The 20,290-nt window shown below is 38.6% G+C and carries 23 protein-coding genes; 15 read left to right on the forward strand and 8 right to left on the reverse strand.

Features of this window, described 5'->3' with window-relative positions:
• Positions 1 to 28 precede the first annotated feature (28 nt).
• Positions 29 to 1,339: a DEAD/DEAH box helicase gene (locus FGM01_RS09010; RefSeq protein WP_143410845.1), complete on the reverse strand. Its 1,311-nt coding sequence runs from the start codon at positions 1,337 to 1,339 to the stop codon at positions 29 to 31.
• An 86-nt stretch (positions 1,340 to 1,425) separates the two neighbouring features.
• Between FGM01_RS09010 and rlmF the strand changes: the two genes are divergently transcribed.
• From rlmF to FGM01_RS09025, 3 genes are all read left to right on the forward strand, one after another.
• A complete protein-coding gene (gene rlmF, locus FGM01_RS09015) occupies positions 1,426 to 2,286 on the forward strand; it encodes a 23S rRNA (adenine(1618)-N(6))-methyltransferase RlmF (protein ID WP_143410846.1) in 861 nt (286 codons plus the stop codon).
• A 232-nt stretch (positions 2,287 to 2,518) separates the two neighbouring features.
• Positions 2,519 to 3,133, forward strand: coding sequence for an HD domain-containing protein (locus tag FGM01_RS09020; protein WP_143410847.1), 615 nt, complete (start codon positions 2,519 to 2,521; stop codon positions 3,131 to 3,133).
• Between the two features lie 301 nt (positions 3,134 to 3,434).
• Entirely contained in the window at positions 3,435 to 5,258 is a 1,824-nt protein-coding gene (locus tag FGM01_RS09025; protein WP_143410848.1) for a sodium:solute symporter family protein, read from the forward strand.
• 270 nt (positions 5,259 to 5,528) lie between these two features.
• On the opposite strand, the gene FGM01_RS09030 is transcribed toward FGM01_RS09025, so the two are convergent.
• The 3 genes from FGM01_RS09030 to FGM01_RS09040 form a co-directional block, all read right to left on the reverse strand.
• Positions 5,529 to 5,978 carry a porin family protein gene (locus FGM01_RS09030; protein ID WP_143410849.1) on the reverse strand — a complete coding sequence of 150 codons (450 nt, stop codon included), beginning with the start codon at positions 5,976 to 5,978 and terminating at the stop codon, positions 5,529 to 5,531.
• 165 nt (positions 5,979 to 6,143) lie between these two features.
• Complete coding sequence (locus FGM01_RS09035; RefSeq protein WP_143410850.1) at positions 6,144 to 7,352, reverse strand: S8 family peptidase; 1,209 nt, start codon at positions 7,350 to 7,352, stop codon at positions 6,144 to 6,146.
• A 154-nt stretch (positions 7,353 to 7,506) separates the two neighbouring features.
• Positions 7,507 to 7,821: a rhodanese-like domain-containing protein gene (locus tag FGM01_RS09040; protein ID WP_143410851.1), complete on the reverse strand. Its 315-nt coding sequence runs from the start codon at positions 7,819 to 7,821 to the stop codon at positions 7,507 to 7,509.
• A gap of 154 nt (positions 7,822 to 7,975) precedes the next feature.
• Here FGM01_RS09040 and FGM01_RS09045 point away from each other — a divergent pair, with 154 nt between their 5' ends.
• The 12 genes from FGM01_RS09045 to FGM01_RS09095 all read left to right on the forward strand — a co-directional run bounded on the left by FGM01_RS09045 (position 7,976) and on the right by FGM01_RS09095 (position 16,911).
• On the forward strand, positions 7,976 to 8,428 hold the full coding sequence (locus FGM01_RS09045; RefSeq protein WP_143410852.1) for a MarR family winged helix-turn-helix transcriptional regulator: 453 nt from the start codon (positions 7,976 to 7,978) through the stop codon (positions 8,426 to 8,428).
• A complete protein-coding gene (locus tag FGM01_RS09050; RefSeq protein ID WP_143410853.1) occupies positions 8,412 to 9,065 on the forward strand; it encodes an NAD(P)H-dependent oxidoreductase in 654 nt (217 codons plus the stop codon). The genes FGM01_RS09045 and FGM01_RS09050 overlap by 17 nt, the downstream gene beginning before the upstream one ends.
• Before the next feature lie 19 nt (positions 9,066 to 9,084).
• Positions 9,085 to 9,654: a YceI family protein gene (locus tag FGM01_RS09055; protein WP_143410854.1), complete on the forward strand. Its 570-nt coding sequence runs from the start codon at positions 9,085 to 9,087 to the stop codon at positions 9,652 to 9,654.
• A gap of 221 nt (positions 9,655 to 9,875) precedes the next feature.
• Entirely contained in the window at positions 9,876 to 11,270 is a 1,395-nt protein-coding gene (locus tag FGM01_RS09060) for an anthranilate synthase component I family protein (RefSeq protein ID WP_143410855.1), read from the forward strand.
• 1 nt (position 11,271) lies between these two features.
• Positions 11,272 to 11,904, forward strand: coding sequence for an anthranilate synthase component II (locus tag FGM01_RS09065; RefSeq protein WP_143410856.1), 633 nt, complete (start codon positions 11,272 to 11,274; stop codon positions 11,902 to 11,904).
• A 101-nt stretch (positions 11,905 to 12,005) separates the two neighbouring features.
• On the forward strand, positions 12,006 to 13,001 hold the full coding sequence (gene trpD, locus FGM01_RS09070; RefSeq protein WP_143410857.1) for an anthranilate phosphoribosyltransferase: 996 nt from the start codon (positions 12,006 to 12,008) through the stop codon (positions 12,999 to 13,001).
• A gap of 4 nt (positions 13,002 to 13,005) precedes the next feature.
• Entirely contained in the window at positions 13,006 to 13,794 is a 789-nt protein-coding gene (gene trpC, locus FGM01_RS09075) for an indole-3-glycerol phosphate synthase TrpC (RefSeq protein WP_143410858.1), read from the forward strand.
• A complete protein-coding gene (locus tag FGM01_RS09080; protein ID WP_243735783.1) occupies positions 13,795 to 14,508 on the forward strand; it encodes a phosphoribosylanthranilate isomerase in 714 nt (237 codons plus the stop codon). It abuts the gene before it with no gap.
• A gap of 1 nt (position 14,509) precedes the next feature.
• The gene (gene trpB / locus FGM01_RS09085) at positions 14,510 to 15,691 is read left to right on the forward strand and encodes a tryptophan synthase subunit beta (protein WP_143410859.1); all 1,182 of its coding nucleotides are present in this window, start codon (positions 14,510 to 14,512) and stop codon (positions 15,689 to 15,691) included.
• A gap of 83 nt (positions 15,692 to 15,774) precedes the next feature.
• Positions 15,775 to 16,545 carry a tryptophan synthase subunit alpha gene (gene trpA, locus FGM01_RS09090; RefSeq protein ID WP_143410860.1) on the forward strand — a complete coding sequence of 257 codons (771 nt, stop codon included), beginning with the start codon at positions 15,775 to 15,777 and terminating at the stop codon, positions 16,543 to 16,545.
• 71 nt (positions 16,546 to 16,616) lie between these two features.
• A complete protein-coding gene (locus FGM01_RS14540; RefSeq protein ID WP_166435207.1) occupies positions 16,617 to 16,772 on the forward strand; it encodes a hypothetical protein in 156 nt (51 codons plus the stop codon).
• Between the two features lie 4 nt (positions 16,773 to 16,776).
• On the forward strand, positions 16,777 to 16,911 hold the full coding sequence (locus FGM01_RS09095; RefSeq protein WP_072553993.1) for a 30S ribosomal protein THX: 135 nt from the start codon (positions 16,777 to 16,779) through the stop codon (positions 16,909 to 16,911).
• A gap of 1 nt (position 16,912) precedes the next feature.
• Here the strand turns inward: FGM01_RS09095 and FGM01_RS09100 are convergent, their stop codons facing one another.
• The 4 genes from FGM01_RS09100 to FGM01_RS09115 all read right to left on the reverse strand — a co-directional run bounded on the left by FGM01_RS09100 (position 16,913) and on the right by FGM01_RS09115 (position 20,209).
• Positions 16,913 to 17,578 carry a uracil-DNA glycosylase family protein gene (locus tag FGM01_RS09100; RefSeq protein ID WP_143410861.1) on the reverse strand — a complete coding sequence of 222 codons (666 nt, stop codon included), beginning with the start codon at positions 17,576 to 17,578 and terminating at the stop codon, positions 16,913 to 16,915.
• A gap of 99 nt (positions 17,579 to 17,677) precedes the next feature.
• The gene (gene yaaA / locus FGM01_RS09105; protein WP_143410862.1) at positions 17,678 to 18,439 is read right to left on the reverse strand and encodes a peroxide stress protein YaaA; all 762 of its coding nucleotides are present in this window, start codon (positions 18,437 to 18,439) and stop codon (positions 17,678 to 17,680) included.
• Between the two features lie 98 nt (positions 18,440 to 18,537).
• Positions 18,538 to 19,596, reverse strand: a complete 1,059-nt coding sequence (locus FGM01_RS09110) for an RluA family pseudouridine synthase (protein ID WP_143410863.1) — start codon at positions 19,594 to 19,596, stop codon at positions 18,538 to 18,540.
• Positions 19,586 to 20,209 (reverse strand): PASTA domain-containing protein, encoded by a 624-nt coding sequence (locus FGM01_RS09115; RefSeq protein ID WP_143410864.1) that lies wholly within the window; start codon positions 20,207 to 20,209, stop codon positions 19,586 to 19,588. The genes FGM01_RS09110 and FGM01_RS09115 overlap by 11 nt, the downstream gene beginning before the upstream one ends.
• Positions 20,210 to 20,290 lie beyond the last annotated feature (81 nt).

Raw genomic sequence — 20,290 nt, forward strand, 5'->3', positions numbered from 1 at the left:
TATTTTTTCCCGGTCGCTTCATATTTAATCATACCAATTTGATCCTTACTTTCTTCTTTTTCAATCGTGAGTTATTCAGGGTTTGAATTAGTTCATCTGCTTTTGAAGCCGGGATTGAAACAAAGCTACAATCCTGTTTTAATTCGATAGTACCTAATTCATCTGTCGAAAGGTTGCCCTGCTTGAAAAATAATCCTGCTATATCCCCCTTGGATATTTTATCTTTCCGGCCTCCGGAGATAAAAAGGGTTTTCCATTCGGTATCCTTTTTAACCTGATTAGATTCGAGCTTTTCTAACCTGGTATCTTTGATAAATTCTGGTAATATCTCCTTCTCCCATTTCAGAACATAGGCGGTACCGGTAGCTTCCATTCTGGCTGTACGCCCGTTACGGTGTGTAAATTCGGCCTCCTTAAGAGGAAGTTGATAGTGAATAATAAAATTCAGCTCTGGTATATCCAAACCTCTTGCGGCAAGATCTGTAGAGATGATAATCCGGTGGGTACCGTTCCTGAACTTTATCAAAGCACGCTCCCTATCCTGTTGCTCCATTCCACCATGAAATACACCATGGGAGATACTGTGTGCTGTAAGAAAATCGCTCACAAATTGAATAGAATTTTTAAAATTGCAAAAGATAATTCCGGGTTTATTTCCAATATGAGCCAGAAGAGCAAGTAACCCCTGCAACTTATCCTTATCTAATGCATTTACAATTTTAACTTCGAGAAGATGGGTTTCTTCTGCCAGATAATTGATCACTGCAGGACTTTCTAAACCAACGAATTCAGGGACCTGAACGTTTTGTGTTGCCGAGGTCAGGATACGTTTTTCAATATTTGGTAACAGCCGGAAAATTTCAGACATTTCCTCTTCAAAGCCAATTTCCAGTGATTTATCAAATTCATCCAGGAGTATAGTTTTAATATTGTGCACAGGAAAATTATCTCTTCTTAAATGGTCTGCGATCCTGCCCGGGGTCCCAATAAGAATAGCCGGGGAATGTTTCAGATCCATTTTATCTTTTGCCGAAGATCTTCCACCATACACAGCATTAGCCTTAAAACCACTTCCCATTTCCCTTACTACCTGCTCAATCTGTATTGCCAATTCGCGCGACGGAACAAGGATCAAAGCCTGTATTTCACTAATTTTCATGTCCAGCTCCTGGAGTAAAGGCAATAGAAAAGCAAGACTTTTACCCGTCCCTGTTGGCGACAATAATATTGTATTCGGTGATGATTTAATAACCTCGCCAGCTTTCTTCTGCATGGCGTTTAGTTCAGAAATTTTCAGCTTACTAAGAATTTCCAACTGTGTTTTAATGTGATTACCCATGGTCCAAAAGTACATCTAAATCCATAGTCTATTCTATCTAAGTCCAATAGAATTCTTTTAACTTTGAAACCGGTAAACTGAACTAAATGCATCCTGAAAACATACACCATAAGCCTTACAATTTTGATGTCCTTCAAAAAGTTAACCCGGCCTTAGCTCCTTATGTTTTCACCAACAAATATGGGACTGAAACCATAGATTTTTCAATTCAGGATGCCGTTTTACAGCTAAACAAGGCGTTATTAAACCATCACTACCAGGTAGATCACTGGACTATTCCCAAGGATTATCTATGCCCGCCAATTCCTGGAAGAGCAGATTATATTTATCACCTCAATGATCTTTTGCAGGGGCAGAAATCAGGAGGAACGATCAAAGGACTGGACATTGGTGTGGGTGCTAACACCATCTACCCTATTTTGGCAAACCGTATCTATGGTTGGAAAATGAGGGGTACAGATATTTCAAAAGATGCGGTCCTGGCCGCTAGAAAAAACATCATTGCCAATCCAATTTTATCAGATCAAATTGAAATATGCCAGCAGGACGATCGCGGCAGCATATTTAAAGGTATCATTAAAGAGAATGAATATTTCGATTTTAGTATGTGTAACCCACCTTTCCATGCTTCTGAAAAAGATGCAAGAAAAGCAGCCTTTCGCAAAATAAAAAATTTAGGAAATCAGAAAGGACAAGGCCTTAATTTTGGCGGGCAGGCAAACGAACTATGGTGCAATGGTGGAGAGGCATTATTTATCAAAAGAATGATAAAGGAGAGCGTTCATTTTAAATCTCAGATAGGATGGTTCACCTGCCTGGTGTCCAAAAAAGAAAATCTGGCTAAGATCTATAAACAGCTGGAAAAAATAAATGCAATTTACAAAACTATCGAAATGCAACAGGGGAATAAGAAAAGTAGAATTATTGCCTGGACCTTTAAGAATTAGGTTTTTACGCTTCTTTTAGGTACAAATCGTGTGATTAATTGAGAAAGATGTATATTAATAGTGTTTTAAATGAGAACATGTTAATAATCGCTGAAATTTTCGCAACATTGAATTGAAGTTTTCAGCTTTATTTCATCTGTGCTGGCATTCAATTTTTCTTTAAGTTTTATTGCCTTGCCCACTCAAAAGAGGATATTTTATAATAAATTTCGTAATTAGTGTTAAATAAGTGATGGGAAATTTTTTAAGAAGAACCATACCCGACATGGATAGAACTCAGATTTTCGACAATTTGCATACCCGGTTGGAGAATGACCTTCCCTATTATTTATACTATCATTGTCCTGCGCATACCAAAAGTGTAATAGACCGTTGCGAATTCCTGGCACAACTAGAGAAAATTTCAGAACAAGAAACTTACCTTGTAAAGATTGCCGGCCTTTACCACGATGCCGGTTTCCTGATTGGTCGTAAAGACCATGAAACCAAAAGCTGTGAATTGGCAACTGCAGAATTGCCGGAATATGGATTTACTAAAGCAGAAATAAAATTGATCTGCGGAATGATCTCAGCAACAAGGATACCTCAGAAAACCCATAATATATATGAGAAAATTGTCGCTGATGCCGACCTTTTTTATCTTGGCACCGATGAGTATAATTTTTACTCCAACCAGTTATACCGTGAATTAAAGTATTTCAATCCCGAATTGAACGAAAACGAATGGTTTGAAATTCAATTGAACTTTCTCAATGCACACCGTTTTCATACCGAGTACGGCAAAGAAACCCTTGAACCTATTAAACAAATAAATAAGCAAAAACTGATCGAATCTCATCGGAAATAATATTCCTAAAGATCTGCTTTATTTATCTCTAATTGCATAATTTTTAGTCCTCAAAAGATTGAAATATTAGTGTGTCTATAGGAAAATTAAAAAATTAGCGATAATTTTAATTTATTATAAAAGTTATCGAGTAAGAACAGCATAGGTTATAATTTGAACCTTATTCTTTAACTAACCAACCGAGGAAAGGGATAACAATTGTTATCCCTTTCCTATTTATTAATTGAATTTTAAAAATGCATTTCGGGATATATCGATTAATTTTTCGTTCTTAGATATCTAATTTCTCCAGTTCTACAAAATGATAGATTTAGCAACTATAGATTACATTTTAATATTCTCATTTTTTGCCATAACTCTTGGAGTTGGTTTTTATGTATCTAAAAAATCAGGAAAGAGTAGTTCTGAATATTTTCTTTCAGGAAGGACCATGCCCTGGTGGTTACTGGGTGTTTCTATGGTAGCCACAACATTTTCTACAGATACTCCAAACCTGGTTACCGATATTGTTCGGAATAATGGAGTCTCTGGCAACTGGGTATGGTGGGCATTCCTTTTAACCGGTCTTCTTACCGTTTTTATTTATGCCAAATTATGGAGAAAATCTAATGTTAATACTGATATTGAATTTTATGAATTGCGATATGGTGGTAAACCGGCAAAATTTCTCCGCGCCTTCAGAGCTATTTATCTGGGAGTAATTTTTAATGTACTGGCAATGGCTGCAGTTACCCTTGCGGCAATTAAAATTGGGCAGGTAATGCTAGGATTGTCTGCATTGGAAACAATTGGCCTTGCCGGGGTTGTTACCGTAATATTTAGTACACTTGGTGGATTTAAGGGCGTAGTTTATACCGATTTTATTTTGTTCTTTACGGCCATAATTGGCGGAGTTGGAGCAGCATACTATTGCGTCAATTTACCTGAGGTTGGAGGTCTTGAAAATTTACTTACGCATAATAACGTTGCCGGAAAGCTCAGTATATTACCCGATTTTAGCAATACTGAAACCCTGATTACTTTATTAATTATTCCACTGGCTGTACAATGGTGGAGCGCCTGGTATCCCGGAGCAGAGCCCGGCGGCGGAGGATATGTAGCGCAAAGGATGCTGGCTGCGAAAAATGAAAATCACGCCATAGGTGCAACATTCTTTTTCAATGTACTGCATTATGCCCTAAGACCATGGCCATGGATTCTTGTTGCCCTGACTTCCCTGATCGTCTACCCCGATATTGCCAGTATTCAGGAGGCTTTTCCTAATGTGAGTGAAGATAAACTAGGTCATGATCTCGCCTATTCAGCCATGCTAACGAAACTTCCGGCCGGATTGTTAGGCCTTGTTATCGCATCCCTGGTTGCGGCCTATATGTCTACAATTTCCACTCATCTCAACTGGGGATCTTCCTATATCGTTAATGACTTCTACGCCAGATACGTAAAGAAAAATGCATCAGAAAAAGAACAGGTAAATGTAGGCCGAATTAGCACTATTATATTGATGGTGGTGAGCGCCACCCTTGCACTCATACTTCAAAACGCACTACAGCTCTTCAATATTATCCTGATGTTCGGTGCAGGAACCGGTCTTATCTTTCTTCTCAGATGGTTCTGGTGGAGAATAAATGCCTGGAGTGAAATAACAGCTATGCTGGTCTCTGGTATTATTTCCATCCTCTTCAATTTTACCGGCCTTGGAATTATAGTATTTGGTGGAGTTGATACTGTAACCAATCAGGAAATACCGGGAATACTCCCGGGTTGGGCAACTTATCCCGTAATCGTATTAATCACTACTACCTCGTGGTTACTTGCTACCTTCCTTACAAAACCGGAGAGTAGGGCTACACTCATAAATTTTTACCAGAAAACCCAACCAGGAGGACCGGGATGGGAAAGAATTTTTAAAGAAAGTAACACTAAATTCGAAAAGAAAGACTGGAACGTACCTTCAGGTATTCTGGCTACTATTCTAGGTTGTTTTACTATTTATGGAGCTTTATTCGGGACAGGATACTGGATCTATGGTAAATATTTGAAAGCTTCTATATTAACTATTGTAGTTATCATTTTATCATTTGTACTCCGGAAACTCTGGTTCAGGATCAAGTCTGATATATTCTAAAAAAAATGCTCCTAAATGGAGCATTTTTTTTTAGAAGTGGGGTTTATTAAAAATAACAACCTCCCTTGCGTCTGCCCGGATTGGCAGCACTATCAAAGATTTTGAAACTTAAACTTAGCAGTATCTGATTTAATCTTGAATCGTCAAAATCTGCGGTATTAATTCCGTAGCCATCACTACCTCCATTTACAATATTGATGATATATGGTTCCTTAGATGCTAAAGTTCTGTCATATCTCAGGTCCAGTTCAAACCTACCGAAAGCAGCTTTTATCCCTGCTTGAGCAGCCAGGGGACTGGTTGATCTGGCTCATTACCTTCTAAAGAAACCTCTAGAATATTTTGATATGCCGGTCCGGCATAAATATCCACCGGTCCCCAGACATTATAGCCAATTAGTAAAGGAACACTTATTTTTTCAATAGCATAGGTTGAAGGCCGCGTGGGAAAGCCAAATTCAGTCTCCATGGCACTATAAATAAGTTCTGGTCTAAGCAGAAATTTCTTGTATCTCAATTCAAAGAATCCACCTACGTGATATTTAAACTGGGAATCGGCTTCCACAGTACCTCCAAAGTCTGAACCGCCACCTACCCGACCGGTAATTTGACCTCCGGAAACATAACTGGGACCACCTTTGACACCGAAGCTAAATTCCTGAGCGTTAGTTGCTGAAAAGCATAGTAAACCAATAACAAAGAGATAAAGTGCTTTATTCATAATCATAGTATAATTCGCGGACTATCGGGGTTAAATATATCAATTTAATAAACTAATCAAATAGTAGAACCCATGTTTTTAACGTAAAAAAATGAATTTCAGTATTGAGTAAATAAAAAAAGCACCATGTTTAATGGTGCTCTTAATATTATTTATCCATTGATATTATCTCACGATAATCGTGTCTGGATTACCATCAGGATCTCCATTTACAGTTCCTCCGGAATTAAAATTACCCCAAAGAAGTATCCCGGCAGCATGCGGTGCAGCCATAGAAGTACCGCTTATGGTGTTATATCCACCATCTTTCCATGTAGATTGGATAGCTACACCAGGTGCAGCAAAATCTACCGGTGGATTACCGTAATTAGAAAAAGATGCAAGTCTGTCATTTGAATCCATGGCAGAAATAGTGTAAATATTGTTTCCATTTACTCTTGCAGGTGAGTGATTATTAGCGTCGTCGCCATCGTTTCCGGCAGCAAGCACGAATTTAACTCCCTTCTCAGAAGCAGCTAAAACGGCATCATCTAGTGCCTGAGAAACAGGTCCACCCAATGATAGATTGGCAACATCCCCGTTGGCAGCATTAGCACCAACGTAATCTACCCCAGCTACCACACCAGAATAGGAACCACTTCCCCTTGAATCAAGAACTTTTACAGGTATTACCGTCGCACCGGCGGCAACTCCAATGACACCCAGATTATTATCAATAGCTGCAATTGTACCAGCAACGTGAGAACCATGACCATTTCCATCATCTAAAGACCTTCCATCTTTTCCGGATGTAAAAGCGTTAAAACCACGGGATGCATCCACGTTTAGATCTTCGTGATTTAGATCAATCCCTGTATCTACAACCCATGCAGCATTACTGCCTGTATAGGTAGCTCCACCTCCAACTCGGGTAATTCCGTAAGGTGTGGATTGAGATGTAGATCCGCCGCCACCACCTGGCTTACCTTTTCCACCCGGGGCTAAGGCCACGATTCTATCTTCTTCCACGTAGGCTACCTCTTTCCTTTTTCTTAAGGCATCAGCACCTTCCTCGCTTAATTTTATTGCAGCTCCATTTATGGTTTTACTGTAAACGTTAAAAACCTCTCCTTTAATTCCGGCATCAGCCATCAATTTCATGGTTTGAGATTTTGTATTTTCCTGTGCTTTCTGGTAGCTTAACTTACCGTTTTCCATACTTCTGGAAAAATCCTGATTGAATACCACGATATACTGACCAGGGATTACCTGAGAAGTTGATGGCGCAACCAATTCTATTTCCGGATTCTGTACTTCAGATTCCTGATTACAGGAGGTTAAAAAGGTAGCGGTTAACGCGGCTACTCCTAATACTTTGAGCGTTCTTACTTTCATTAATTTTAAGTTTAGGGTTAAAATTTGGTTAATGTGAAGGATAAAAGTACATTTATCTAGACGAAACGCAAATTTAATTCCCATAATATTGTTAAAAGGGCAAAAAAAATAGCTATTGAAACAATAGCTATTTTTGGTTAAAAAGATAGGATGATTAATTATGGGCTGTTTCCCCTTCCCATTCAGAAAAACCGCCTAACAAATTATAAGTTTCGCTAAAACCCATTTGATCCAGTAAGGTACAAGCCTGAGAACTTCTTTTTCCCGACCTGCAATAAATGTAATAGTGTTTTGATTTATCGAGCTTTTCCACTTCGTTGATAAAACCCTGTCCTTTATAGATGTCGATATTTTTTGAATCTGGAATATAACCTTCTTCTACTTCCTCCTCAGTACGAACATCCAGAATTACTGCATCATCGTCATTTTTGAGCTTTTCCTGCCAATCTTCCTGATTTAATTCTTTCATAGTTTTTGCCTTAAAAGTTTATTGGTAGTGTAAATATAAGCGCAATTTTTTTTTTGAAGCACCAGGCTGAAAAGGAGTCGCAATTTTAACAGAACATTAATGCTATCAACTTAAATAACGATTATATTTGTATGTACAATTGTTGTTTATACAAATGAAATTAGAAGATTTGCTTAAGACGAATGATAAACTACCAGAATCAAGGAAATTGGTTCTTAATATGATCGTTACAGCCAATCATATAAGCGAAAAACTTTCTGAAGCTCTCAAACCTTTTGAAGTAAGTAATCAGCAATTTAATGTACTCAGGATCTTAAGAGGACAAAAAGGTAAACCTGCGAATATGAGCACCATCCAGGAAAGGATGGTCAATAAAATGAGTAATACTACGAGACTGGTAGATAAACTGATAGAAAAAAACCTTTGTGAAAGAATTGTATGCCCCTCAAACCGGCGTAAGGTAGAGATACGGATAACAGAAAACGGTCTTGACTTACTTGAACAGATCGACCCTGAGATCGATAAAGTAGAACAGGATTTCGCCATGAAAATAAATGAAAAGGAATTATTATCACTAAATGAAAAATTAAATGAACTTAGAAGTTAGCACAAAAAGCAGTTATATCGAAGATCTTAACTGGAGATATGCAACCAAGAAATTCGATAAAAATAAAGAACTAAACCAAGACGATTTAAATGTTTTACTGGAAAGTATTCAACTTTCGGCATCATCTTACGGCCTCCAGCCCTACGAAATAATCGTGATCAGGGATATGGAGACCAGAGAGAAATTAAAAGCCGCAGCCTGGAATCAAACGCAAATTACCGATGCTCCTTACCTAATCGTATTCTCGAATTTAAAATCGGTTTCTGAAGCTTACGTTGATTCGTATTTAGATAATATTGCCGAAACCAGAAATTTATCTCGTGAAGCCTTAAAAGGCATGGAAGACATGATTAAGGGAACCACTCTGCAATTATCTGCGGATGCACAAAACACCTGGGCTGCTAAGCAAGCCTATATCGCTTTGGGCAATTTACTTTCTGCCGCTGCCAGTTTAAAAGTGGATACCTGCCCTATGGAGGGTTTCGATGCTGCAAAGTTCGATGAAATTCTGGGTCTTGCAGATAAGAATCTTACCACCGCTGTAATTGCACCTGTGGGCTATAGAAGTGAGGAAGATTCATACCAGCATTTAACGAAAGTTAGAAAATCTAAAAAAGACTTAATAGAAATTATTTAATATTTAAAAATTAAGAATTATGAAAAATAGAATTTTAAAAGGTGGACTGGTTGCTATTATTGTTTTAGCTACCGTAGCATTTACAAACACTAAAAAAGAAGTAAATGTCGAAGAAAGCACCGTAGAATGGAGAGGAGAAAAAGTTACCGGTTCTCACAATGGGACTATTGAATTGGAGAGCGGGTATCTCATGATGGAGGATGATAAGATCACAGGTGGTGAATTTATTATGGACATGCGCACCATTACGGTAACAGATCTTACCGGGGAAAATAAAGGTAAACTCGAAGGCCATTTAAAATCTGAAGATTTCTTTGGTGTTGCCAAACATCCTCAGGCTAAACTGGTAATTACCAGTGCCGCTTCAAAAGGTAACGGGAAATATGGCATTGTGGGCGACCTTACCATTAAGACCGAAACTCACCCAATCACCTTCGACCTGGTCATGAATGGAGATGTTGCTACTACCAGTCTAACCATAGACAGATCAAAATATGATGTTAGATACGGGTCTGGTAGTTTCTTTGATAACCTCGGAGATAAAACTATCTATGATAATTTTGAGCTTGATGTAAAGTTAAGGTTCTAAATCAAGGTTCCGGATTTATAATTTCAGGATATTATTATAAAAAACATTTGGTATAAAAAATATCCTCTCTATATTTGAAGTCATGTTAAAAACGAACAAAAATAACTGGTGGTGGAATAACTTACGTCAAATTTCGTGAGCTAATCTGCTATTTCCAATATAGAAATCACAAAGGCTTGTCTCACGACAAGCCTTTTTTTATTGAAAAAAATCGATATTCAATGTTTAAATTAAATACAAAATACAGGAAGACACTGGCTGATACTATAACCCCGGTTAGTATTTACCTTAAGCTAAGGGATAAATATCCAAATAGCCTTTTGCTGGAAAGTAGCGATTACCACGCCAGTGATAATAGTTTTTCCTATATCTGCTGTAATCCTATCGCTTCTTTTAAATTGGAAAATGACGTTATAAATACCAGCTTTCCTGATGGCAGCTCTACAACAATGAATATTGATACTGCCTCTTCTGTACCACAGGAAATTCAGAAATTTTCGAAAATGTTCTGCGCAGATTCTTCAGAATTTAAGTTTATAAACAATGGGCTCTTTGGATACATAGCCTATGATTCTGTTCGCTATTTCGAAAATGTAGAGGTTACCAGGAAAGAAAAAGATCTCAAGATACCCGATATTTATTATGCGGTTTATCAAAATATTATAGCGATTAATCATTTTAAGAATGAGGCTTATATTTTTGATCATTCCTATAACACTGAAAGTAATATTGATGAAATAGAGCAATTGCTAAAGGTTAAGAATTTCGCCACCTATAACTTCACCCGGCATGATGATCCCAGATCGAATCTAACGGATGATGAGTATAAAACTATGGTAGATTCTGCGAAAGATCATTGCCATCGCGGTGATGTTTTTCAACTGGTACTCTCGAGGAGATTTTCTCAGAAATTCAAGGGGGATGAATTCAATGTATATCGAGCACTTAGGAATGTTAATCCCTCTCCATACCTTTTCTATTTCGACTACGGAAATTTCAAAATATTCGGTAGTTCTCCAGAGGCTCAATTGATCGTCAATAAAGGCAGAGCTGAAATTCATCCAATAGCCGGTACTTTCAAACGAACCGGAAATGATGAAAAAGACGCTGAAATTGCCAAAGAACTGGCCGTAGATGAGAAAGAAAATTCTGAGCATGTTATGCTGGTAGATCTCGCCAGGAATGATCTAAGCCGCAACGGAAGTGATGTAAAAGTGGAGAATTACCGGGAAATCCAATTCTTTTCCCATGTTATTCATCTGGTAAGTAAAGTTACAGGCAAAAAACATCCGGATGTTTCTACTCCTCAAATCGTGGCAGACACTTTTCCAGCAGGAACTTTAAGCGGAGCACCTAAGCCGATGGCCCTTAAACTCATCGAAAAATTTGAGAATGTAAACAGAAGTGCATACGGAGGAGCAATTGGTTTTATGGATTTTGAAGGCAATTTTAACCATGCCATTATCATAAGATCATTTGTGAGTAAGAATCACGAGCTGCATTACCAGGCTGGCGCAGGAATTGTATCTGAATCCAAGCCTGAGAACGAACTACAGGAAGTATATAACAAACTGGGTGCTCTAACCAAAGCCCTCGAAATTGCTGAAGAAATTTAAAATGAAAAAGAATAAGAGAATACTGGTAATAGATAATTATGATTCGTTCGTATACAATCTGGTACATTATCTTGAAGAGCTGGATTGCGAGGTAGTGGTAAGAAGAAATGACCAGTTGCATATCGACGATCCCGAGGAATATGACAAAATACTATTGTCACCCGGGCCGGGAATTCCGGAAGAAGCCGGACTTTTAAAACCAATTATCGCAAAATATGCTGCAACTAAAAGCATTCTTGGAGTATGTTTGGGTATGCAGGCCATTGGAGAGGTTTTTGGTGGAACCCTTTTGAATCTTGATGAAGTTTATCATGGTGTTGCTTCAAAAATTGAATTAGTTGTTGATGATGAATATCTTTTTCATGGTTTGGATAATGAACTGCAGGTAGGACGATATCATTCCTGGGTGGTTGAAAAGAACCTCCCCCCTTCCTTACAGGTTACCAGTTACGATGAAAAGGGTGAGATCATGTCACTTAGACATGTTGAATTTGATGTTCGTGGTGTACAGTTTCACCCTGAGTCTGTGCTTACTCCAGATGGTAAAAAAATGATCAGGAACTGGGTAAATGGTTCCGTTTCAGATAATATTCAGGAAGAAAAAATTTCAAATTCTGAAGAACCAACCTTATAAGCAACAAAATTCGTCAGCCTGATTTATTTCAGGATCTCTACAGAAGCTGAAACTTCTGAAAAGATTGGAAACAGCCTGACGCAAAGATGACAATTTAAATAATGAAAGAATTACTAAACAGGCTAATTAGCCATGAAACCATAAGCACCGAGGAGGCCAAACAGGTGATCTTTAATATTTCTGAAGGGAAATATAACGATACGCAGATCGCAGCTTTTCTTACCGTTTATATGATGCGTAGTATAACTATAGAAGAACTGGAAGGTTTCCGTGATGCCCTATTAGAATTATGCATCAAGGTCGATCTTTCAGCTTACGAAGCTGTAGATCTATGCGGAACCGGTGGAGACGGGAAAGATACTTTTAATATTTCCACAACATCTTCTTTTGTAACTGCGGGTGCGGGAGTGAAGGTAGCCAAACATGGAAATTACGGAGTTTCATCGGTAAGTGGTAGTTCTAATGTCATGGAATTCCTGGGAATTAAATTTAGTAATGATGCCGGTTTTCTTGAAAAATGTATCGACCAGGCTAATATTTGCATATTACATGCTCCTCTCTTTCATCCCGCAATGAAGAACGTGGCTCCGGTTAGAAAAAGTCTGGCGGTGAAGACATTCTTTAATATGTTGGGACCTATGGTAAATCCTGCATTTCCCAAAAATCAACTGGTGGGAGTTTTCAGTCTTGAACTGGCGCGGATGTATGCTTATCTTTACCAGAATACCGATAAGAATTATACCATCTTATATGCACTCGACGGGTATGATGAAATTTCTCTCACCGGGGAAACAAAAAGCATCAGTAATAATTCTGAAAGAGTATTGAAACCCGCAGATTTTGGGGTTTCTGAGTTAAAACAAACTGAAATTGCCGGCGGTGGATCTATCGAAAGTTCGGCAGCTATCCTTACTAATATTCTGAAAGGTAAAGGATCACCGGCTCAAAACAACGTGGTGTGCGCTAATGCAGGTATGGCTATTGCTACTTCGAGAAATCTAAGTCCTCAGGAAGGATTTCAGGCAGCAAAAGAAGCACTCGAATCTGGAAAGGCTTTCGAAAGTTTTAAGAAATTACAGGAATTAAGTCAAAATTGAATTAATGAATATTTTAGATAAAATCATAGCAGATAAATTCAGAGAAGTAGAATTAAAGAAATCCCTGATACCCGCTTCACAACTGCAAAATTCAGTTTTGTACAAGAGAAAATGTATTTCACTTGCTGAAAATTTAAAAAAAGGTTCAGGTATTATCGCAGAACATAAGAGAAGATCTCCTTCTAAATCTGTGATTAATCAGGATCTAAATGTACAGGATGTGGCTGCCGGATATGAGAAAGCGGAAGTTTCGGGAATTTCAGTCTTAACTGATGGTAAGTATTTCGGCGGTTCCCTGGAAGATCTTCTTTACGCGCGGGCATCAGTTAATATTCCAATCCTTAGGAAAGAATTTATGATAGATGAATATCAGGTAACCGAAGCCAAAGCCTACGGTGCAGATGCAATCCTTTTGATTGCCGCAGTTTTGACTGAAAAACAATTAATCTATCTTGCAAATTCAGCTAAAAACCTGGGTATGGATGTACTTTTAGAAATTCATAATGAGGAGGAATTACAGAAATCTTTACGGGTAAATGCCGATATGATAGGGGTTAATAACAGAAATTTAAAAACCTTTGAGGTAAGTATTGATAACTCCAAAAAACTAGCTGAATTGATTCCCTCTAATTTTATTAAGGTTTCTGAAAGTGGAATTAGTAATACCGGGGCGATCGCAGATCTTAAAAAATATGGATATCAAGGTTTCCTTATAGGCGAAAATTTCATGAAAACGAGCAATCCCGGTGCAGCCGCCCAGGATTTTATTAAAGAACTTAAATCTCTCGCATAAATGCAACAAGAAACCACCGGCGGAAAAAGTCAGTTTATTTCAGCATCAGGACAAAGCACCGGGTTAAGCCTCAAAGTTTGTGGAATGCAGCAGGCCGGGAATATGATCCAGGTTGCAGAATTACAACCAGACTATATGGGCCTCATCTTTTATGATAAGTCCCCTCGATTTTTTGATGGAAATCTTCCCGATATCTCATCTGAAATAAAAAAAACTGGCGTTTTCGTGAATTCTCCTGTTGAGGAAATTCAGTTAAAAGTGAAAAAATATAAACTCGATGCTATACAGTTGCATGGAGAGGAATCGGCAGCTTTTTCAAAAGAGCTAAAGTCCAGTCTGCAAAGATCCGGGAATACTCCCGAGTTGATTAAAGTATTTTCTATTGGTGTAAATTTTGATTTTCAGGAATTAAAACCTTTCGAAGGTATAGTAGATTATTTCCTTTTCGATACAAAGGGAGAATTGAGAGGTGGTAATGGAAAAGAATTCAACTGGAAGATCCTTTATGAGTATCCCTCAAACACGCCTTTTTTCCTTAGTGGCGGGATTGGTCCCGAACATGGGAAAGCAATTTCAGAGATCAAAAGACATTTCCAGAGTAAAGGCAAGCCGGGACTACTCTACGCTGTAGATGTGAACAGTAAATTCGAGCTAAAACCCGGATTAAAAAAATTGAATGAATTGAAAGATTTCAAAATACAGATAAATTCATAGAATGAGCTATCAAGTAAATGAAAAAGGATATTATGGTGAATTTGGCGGGGCCTATATTCCCGAAATGCTATATCCAAATGTAGAAGAATTGCGATCCCGGTATCTGGAGATCATGCAGGAGGAATCTTTTCAGAAAGAATTCAAGGAACTCCTGAAAGAATATGTTGGACGACCCACCCCGCTCTATTTTGCGAAAAGATTTAGTGAAAAATATGGCACAAAAGTATACCTGAAACGGGAAGACTTATGCCACACGGGAGCCCACAAGGTAAATAACACCATTGGACAGATATTAATGGCGCAAAAGTTGGGGAAAAAGCGCATCATCGCTGAAACCGGAGCAGGTCAGCATGGTGTGGCCACAGCTACGGTTTGCGCACTTATGGGAATGGAGTGTATCGTTTATATGGGAGAAGTTGATATTGAAAGACAATCTCCAAATGTCGCCAGGATGAAAATGCTGGGTGCAAAAGTGATCCCTGCAAAATCTGGAAGCAGAACCTTAAAAGATGCTACAAACGAGGCGATTCGTGACTGGATCAATAATCCGGTAGACACACATTATATCATAGGATCTGTAGTAGGGCCGCACCCCTACCCTGATATGGTGGCTAGATTTCAGGCAGTGATCTCAGAAGAAATGAAAGTTCAGTTGAAAGAAAAAGAAGGTAAGGAAGATCCAGATTATGTTGTGGCCTGTGTAGGTGGAGGAAGTAATGCGGCCGGCGCTTATTATCATTACCTGGATAAACCAGAAGTGGGAATTATCGCGGTGGAAGCTGCCGGAAAGGGAATAGATACCGGGGAAAGTGCTGCTACCTCAGCATTAGGTAAACCTGGAATTATTCATGGAAGTAAAACCTTATTGATGCAAACCGGGGACGGCCAGATCACTGAGCCATATTCAATTTCGGCTGGTTTAGATTATCCTGGCGTAGGACCAATGCATGCGCATTTATTTGCCAGCGGCAGAGGCGAATTCATCAGCGTTACCGATGAAAATGCGATGAAAGCAGGTCTCGAATTAGCCAAACTGGAAGGAATTATTCCGGCCATTGAAACCTCCCATGCCCTCGCCATTTTTGAAGACAGAAAATTCAAAAAGGACGATGTGGTAGTGGTAAACCTTTCCGGCCGTGGAGATAAGGATCTTAACACCTATATTGAATATTTTAATTTGTAATAATCGTCATGCTGAACTCGTTTTAGCGTCTCTAAAGATTCTGAAACCATTTCAGAATGACAGATTTTAAGTAAGTAGAGAAAATGAACAGAATAAATCAAAAACTGCAGGAAGATCATAAACTGCTTTCTATATATTTCACCGCTGGTTATCCCGATATTAATGATACCGAAAAGATCATTGTAGATCTTGAAAAAAGCGGAGTTGATTTTATCGAAATTGGATTGCCTTTTAGTGATCCTCTTGCAGATGGTCCCACCATTCAGGAAAGTTCTACCCAAGCCTTGAAAAACGGAATGACCACCCAAAAGCTTTTTGAACAGTTACAAGATATTCGCAGTAAGGTGAGGATTCCTTTAATTATTATGGGTTACTTTAATCCTATGTTACAATTTGGAGTGGAGGAATTTTGTAAGAAATGCCAGGAGACCGGCATAGATGGTCTGATCATTCCAGATCTGCCGGTAGATGTATATCATGATGAATACAAGGAGTTATTTGAGAAATATGGCCTAAGGAATATTTTCCTGATTACCCCTCAAACCTCAAATGAACGCATTGCCTTCATCGATTCTGTTTCAGATAGTTTTATCTATATGGTAAGCAGCGCCAGCGTAACGGGATCTACCAGTGGCTTTGGCCAGGATACAAAAGCATACTTTAAAAGAATCAATGATCTTAATTTAAAAAATCTGCAGATTGTTGGCTTTGGTATTAAAGATCAGGAAACTTTTGAACAGGCTACAGAATATGCTAAAGGAGCTATTATAGGTAGTGCTTTTATCAAATATCTCAATGAAAATGGCACATCCAATGTGGGTGAATTTGTGGAAAATGTTAAAGCTTTAACCTAATTGTAACAGGCTGTTAGCAGCTTTTAAGACTACTTCTGCCTATATTAGAGTTAACAATAAAACTTAGAATTATGGGAGGACCAATTGAAGATAAGCACAGAGGAGAAAAAGACCGTAGAAAAAGCGATAACGATCCATTATCTGGTGAATTAGGAGACCGTAGTAAAAATACGAATAAGGTCGATTACGATGAAGATACTATAAGGAATCAAAAAAATAAAAAATAGCCAAATGGGAAAAGGCGATAAAAAGACAAAACGAGGAAAAATTGCAATTGGCACCAGTGGTAAGTTAAGACCTAAACGTCGCAAATTTAAAATAAAGCCTACTACCCTGGCCAACCAGGATAAGAAAGAATTGCAATGATCTAGAAAAATTCCCGGTATTGCAGAACCCTGAAATCAATAGTATTGAATTCAGGGTTTTTCTTTTTCAATTCTTTATACAGAGCAGAACTCCCTACCGCGATATTGGCGGCACCTGATGGCGCAGTAAGCGAAACGGTCTTTATTAACCTGCCATCCAGCAAAAACTGGTGTATTCTGGGAGACTTATTAGAAACTACTTTCAAACTTATATCGTGTTCAGATTCCCTTAAATATTTCCTGAAAAAATATTCCGGACCATTTTTAGAGTTACCCCCGGTAAAAAGCAGGGTATCAACTTTAGGATAATTTTTAAGTATACCTATCATGTCACGAAGCTCCACTTTCTGCATTCCCAGGTCTGAAGCATCAACCTTCTCTCTCCTGCTGCTTTCCACCACATCGCAAATCCCGATACCTCTTTCCACCAGGAAATCTTTTCTTTGCTTAACAGCCTCCGGAGTATTTTCAAATTTTAAATTCAGGTCAAAAATTCTGTCCAGGATAATCCAAAGTTGACCATCCCCACTACCATAGCAAAAATCGACATCATCCTGCCTTAACTGCCTTTTGGTAAACCTTGGTGGTGGCAGTGTACCTACAATAAGTTTGGTAGCATTTTCAGGAATAAAAGGAGGAAATGGATGTTTATGATGAAAAAGTTCCAAAGCAGATGTAAATTTTGGGTTTTCACGTCATGCTGCCCCGAAGCTTGGGGAATTTCAGCATCTCAGAGATTCTGAAAGAAGTTCAGGATGACAGATTTATTATCTTATGAACGTCGGTTCATTTTCCTTTTCGGTATGCTCTTCACTAAAACGATAACCATCGTAGTCAAAGCCTTTTACATCATCTAAAGTTTTGCAATCTTTATCGATGATATAGCGAACCATTGATCCACGGGCCTTCTTGGCGAAGAAACTAATGATCTTTAGTTTACCGTTCTTGAAATCCTTGAAGACAGGAGCAATTACCGGAACCTTAAGTTTCTTAGTATCTACAGCTTTGAAGTATTCATTACTAGCCAGGTTCAGGAATAATTCATCATCTTTTAATTCATTATTCAGATATTCTGTCACCTTCTTTTTCCAGACTTCGTAGAGGTTATCCTTTCTTTCGATCCCAATAGAAGTTCCCATTTCCAACCGGTAAGGCTGGATAAGATCCAAAGGCCGCAAAATACCATACATCCCGGAAAGTATCCTTAGTGTATCCTGCACTTTATCTATCTTATCTGTTGGTATGGTATAAGCATCCAGACCGGTGTATACATCTCCATTGAAAGCATACATGGCAGGACGTGAATTCTTTTTGTCGTGTTCTTCCTCGAACTCCTGGTATCGGGAATAATTAAGATCTGCCAGCTTATTGCTAATGCTCATTAAATCTGAAATTTCTTTCTTGCTCTGTCGCGCAAGCTTACGATTCAGCTTGGCAGCAGTTTCCAGAAACTCGGGTTGAGTTCCCCGGTTAGTTGGTAGTTTTGATTCATAATCCAGCGTCTTTGCAGGAGAAACAACGATTTTCATTTCTTTTCAGTTAATTTTCTTTCAAAGATAACTTATCACTTCAAAACCTGAATAATCCCTTAAAATAGTTTTTTATGAATCTATAGAATTCTCCTATACTAATTCCCCTCCAGCTGGCTTTTGGCATAACCCCTCCATTTTTCAATACAATCATGCATATCCTGCGGTATATCTGTATCAAAGCTCATCCATTCACCGGTGACCGGATGCTCAAAACCAAGAGTTTTCGCATGTAGGGCCTGTCTGGGCAGAATTTTAAAGCAATTGTCTACAAATTGCTTGTATTTAGTAAAAGTGGTTCCTTTAAGAATGCGGTCACCGCCATAGCGCTCATCATTAAAAAGAGTATGTCCAATATGCTTCATGTGCACCCTGATCTGGTGCGTTCTCCCGGTCTCCAGTTTGCAGGATACCAGTGTAACATATCCTAATCTCTCTAAAACTTTATAATGGGTTACTGCGGGCTTACCATTTTCGGCATCGTCTCCCAGATATACCATATTCTGAAGTCTGTTCTTTGGATTCCGGCCAATATTCCCTTCTATGGTGCCCTCATCATCTTCTATATTTCCCCAGGCGATAGCTATATATTCCCTTTCACTGGTCTTGTCAAAAAATTGTTTGGAAAGATGTGCCATCGCTACCTCGGTCTTGGCTATAACCAGTAATCCACTTGTATCTTTATCAATTCTATGCACCAAACCGGGACGGTCACTGCTATTGTTTGGAAGGTTATCAAAATGATGTATCAGCGCATTGATCAAAGTCCCGCTGTAGTTTCCATGACCCGGGTGCACCACCATTCCCGCAGGTTTATTCACCACCAGTAATGCATCATCTTCATATACGATATCAATTGGAATATCTTCTGGCGTTAAAAGATATTCATAAGGCGGGTGTTCGAACATTACCTGAACCGTATCCCCACCCTTAACTTTATAATTCTGCTTTACGGTTTCGCCGTTGACATATATATTACCGCTTTTGGCTGCTTTCTGAATTTTATTCCGGGTAGCATTTTCAATAAAATTCATCAGGTATTTATCTACCCTTAATGGATTCTGGCCTACCTCTGCCACAAATTTATGATGTTCATAAAGACTCTCGTCCTCCTCCTGATCTTCAATATCCTCTCTCTGGTCTTTTTTAGAATTCATTTACTTCGTTTTCGGTATCGCCACCATTATCTATACTGTCCTCATTAGTTTCCCTGTATCTTCCACTACCATCACCCAGAACGAGATCAATTCTGGAAGTTTTCATCAACTTTTCTCCCGGGTTAACCAGTTTCCCTTTATGTCTTAGTTCCAAAACGGCATCTTCAGCGATATCGGGTTTGTAAGAGATCTCTCCAATCTCAAAACCAAGAGATCTTAACGTTGGTTCTACCTGTCTTCTGGTTTTACGTATAAGGTTATTAGGCACTTCGATCTTTCTATAACCTGAAGGGTTCAGGGTGAGGTATATTTTACGATCTTCCTTTACGAATTTACCCGGAGCAGGAACCTGATCGATTACAGAATATCGGGGGTAATCAGGATTAAAGTTGGCTGAATCCAGGATCTCGAAGTCGAGATTTAATTCTTCCAGACGGTTCTCCACATTATCCAGATTCATTTTAGCAAGATCTGGAACCTCGATACGCTGATCCTGGTTTGTAGAATAATCCAGCCATTGCATCGTTAAAAATGATAATATTAATAATACAATACCTGCCAGCACCAGTTGTATTAAAAAGGTCTTGCTGAAAATAAAACGAAATAATCCCATAGTTTTTGAATAATGGGCAAAGATATAAAACCCTTTGGTTTTGGTGACTGCCCTTTTAAGTGATATTTTTGTTTAACGACT

The organism is Christiangramia sabulilitoris (assembly GCF_007050985.1).
In the GTDB taxonomy this organism is placed as follows: domain Bacteria; phylum Bacteroidota; class Bacteroidia; order Flavobacteriales; family Flavobacteriaceae; genus Christiangramia; species Christiangramia sabulilitoris.

Coding starts and splice junctions, on each gene's coding strand:
- FGM01_RS09010 (WP_143410845.1), bottom strand. CDS start 1,339: ATGGGTAATCACATTAAAACACAGTTGGAAATTCTTAGTAAGCTGAAA.
- rlmF (WP_143410846.1), top strand. CDS start 1,426: ATGCATCCTGAAAACATACACCATAAGCCTTACAATTTTGATGTCCTT.
- FGM01_RS09020 (WP_143410847.1), top strand. CDS start 2,519: ATGGGAAATTTTTTAAGAAGAACCATACCCGACATGGATAGAACTCAG.
- FGM01_RS09025 (WP_143410848.1), top strand. CDS start 3,435: ATGATAGATTTAGCAACTATAGATTACATTTTAATATTCTCATTTTTT.
- FGM01_RS09030 (WP_143410849.1), bottom strand. CDS start 5,978: ATGAATAAAGCACTTTATCTCTTTGTTATTGGTTTACTATGCTTTTCA.
- FGM01_RS09035 (WP_143410850.1), bottom strand. CDS start 7,352: ATGAAAGTAAGAACGCTCAAAGTATTAGGAGTAGCCGCGTTAACCGCT.
- FGM01_RS09040 (WP_143410851.1), bottom strand. CDS start 7,821: ATGAAAGAATTAAATCAGGAAGATTGGCAGGAAAAGCTCAAAAATGAC.
- FGM01_RS09045 (WP_143410852.1), top strand. CDS start 7,976: ATGAAATTAGAAGATTTGCTTAAGACGAATGATAAACTACCAGAATCA.
- FGM01_RS09050 (WP_143410853.1), top strand. CDS start 8,412: ATGAACTTAGAAGTTAGCACAAAAAGCAGTTATATCGAAGATCTTAAC.
- FGM01_RS09055 (WP_143410854.1), top strand. CDS start 9,085: ATGAAAAATAGAATTTTAAAAGGTGGACTGGTTGCTATTATTGTTTTA.
- FGM01_RS09060 (WP_143410855.1), top strand. CDS start 9,876: ATGTTTAAATTAAATACAAAATACAGGAAGACACTGGCTGATACTATA.
- FGM01_RS09065 (WP_143410856.1), top strand. CDS start 11,272: ATGAAAAAGAATAAGAGAATACTGGTAATAGATAATTATGATTCGTTC.
- trpD (WP_143410857.1), top strand. CDS start 12,006: ATGAAAGAATTACTAAACAGGCTAATTAGCCATGAAACCATAAGCACC.
- trpC (WP_143410858.1), top strand. CDS start 13,006: ATGAATATTTTAGATAAAATCATAGCAGATAAATTCAGAGAAGTAGAA.
- FGM01_RS09080 (WP_243735783.1), top strand. CDS start 13,795: ATGCAACAAGAAACCACCGGCGGAAAAAGTCAGTTTATTTCAGCATCA.
- trpB (WP_143410859.1), top strand. CDS start 14,510: ATGAGCTATCAAGTAAATGAAAAAGGATATTATGGTGAATTTGGCGGG.
- trpA (WP_143410860.1), top strand. CDS start 15,775: ATGAACAGAATAAATCAAAAACTGCAGGAAGATCATAAACTGCTTTCT.
- FGM01_RS14540 (WP_166435207.1), top strand. CDS start 16,617: ATGGGAGGACCAATTGAAGATAAGCACAGAGGAGAAAAAGACCGTAGA.
- FGM01_RS09095 (WP_072553993.1), top strand. CDS start 16,777: ATGGGAAAAGGCGATAAAAAGACAAAACGAGGAAAAATTGCAATTGGC.
- yaaA (WP_143410862.1), bottom strand. CDS start 18,439: ATGAAAATCGTTGTTTCTCCTGCAAAGACGCTGGATTATGAATCAAAA.
- FGM01_RS09110 (WP_143410863.1), bottom strand. CDS start 19,596: ATGAATTCTAAAAAAGACCAGAGAGAGGATATTGAAGATCAGGAGGAG.
- FGM01_RS09115 (WP_143410864.1), bottom strand. CDS start 20,209: ATGGGATTATTTCGTTTTATTTTCAGCAAGACCTTTTTAATACAACTG.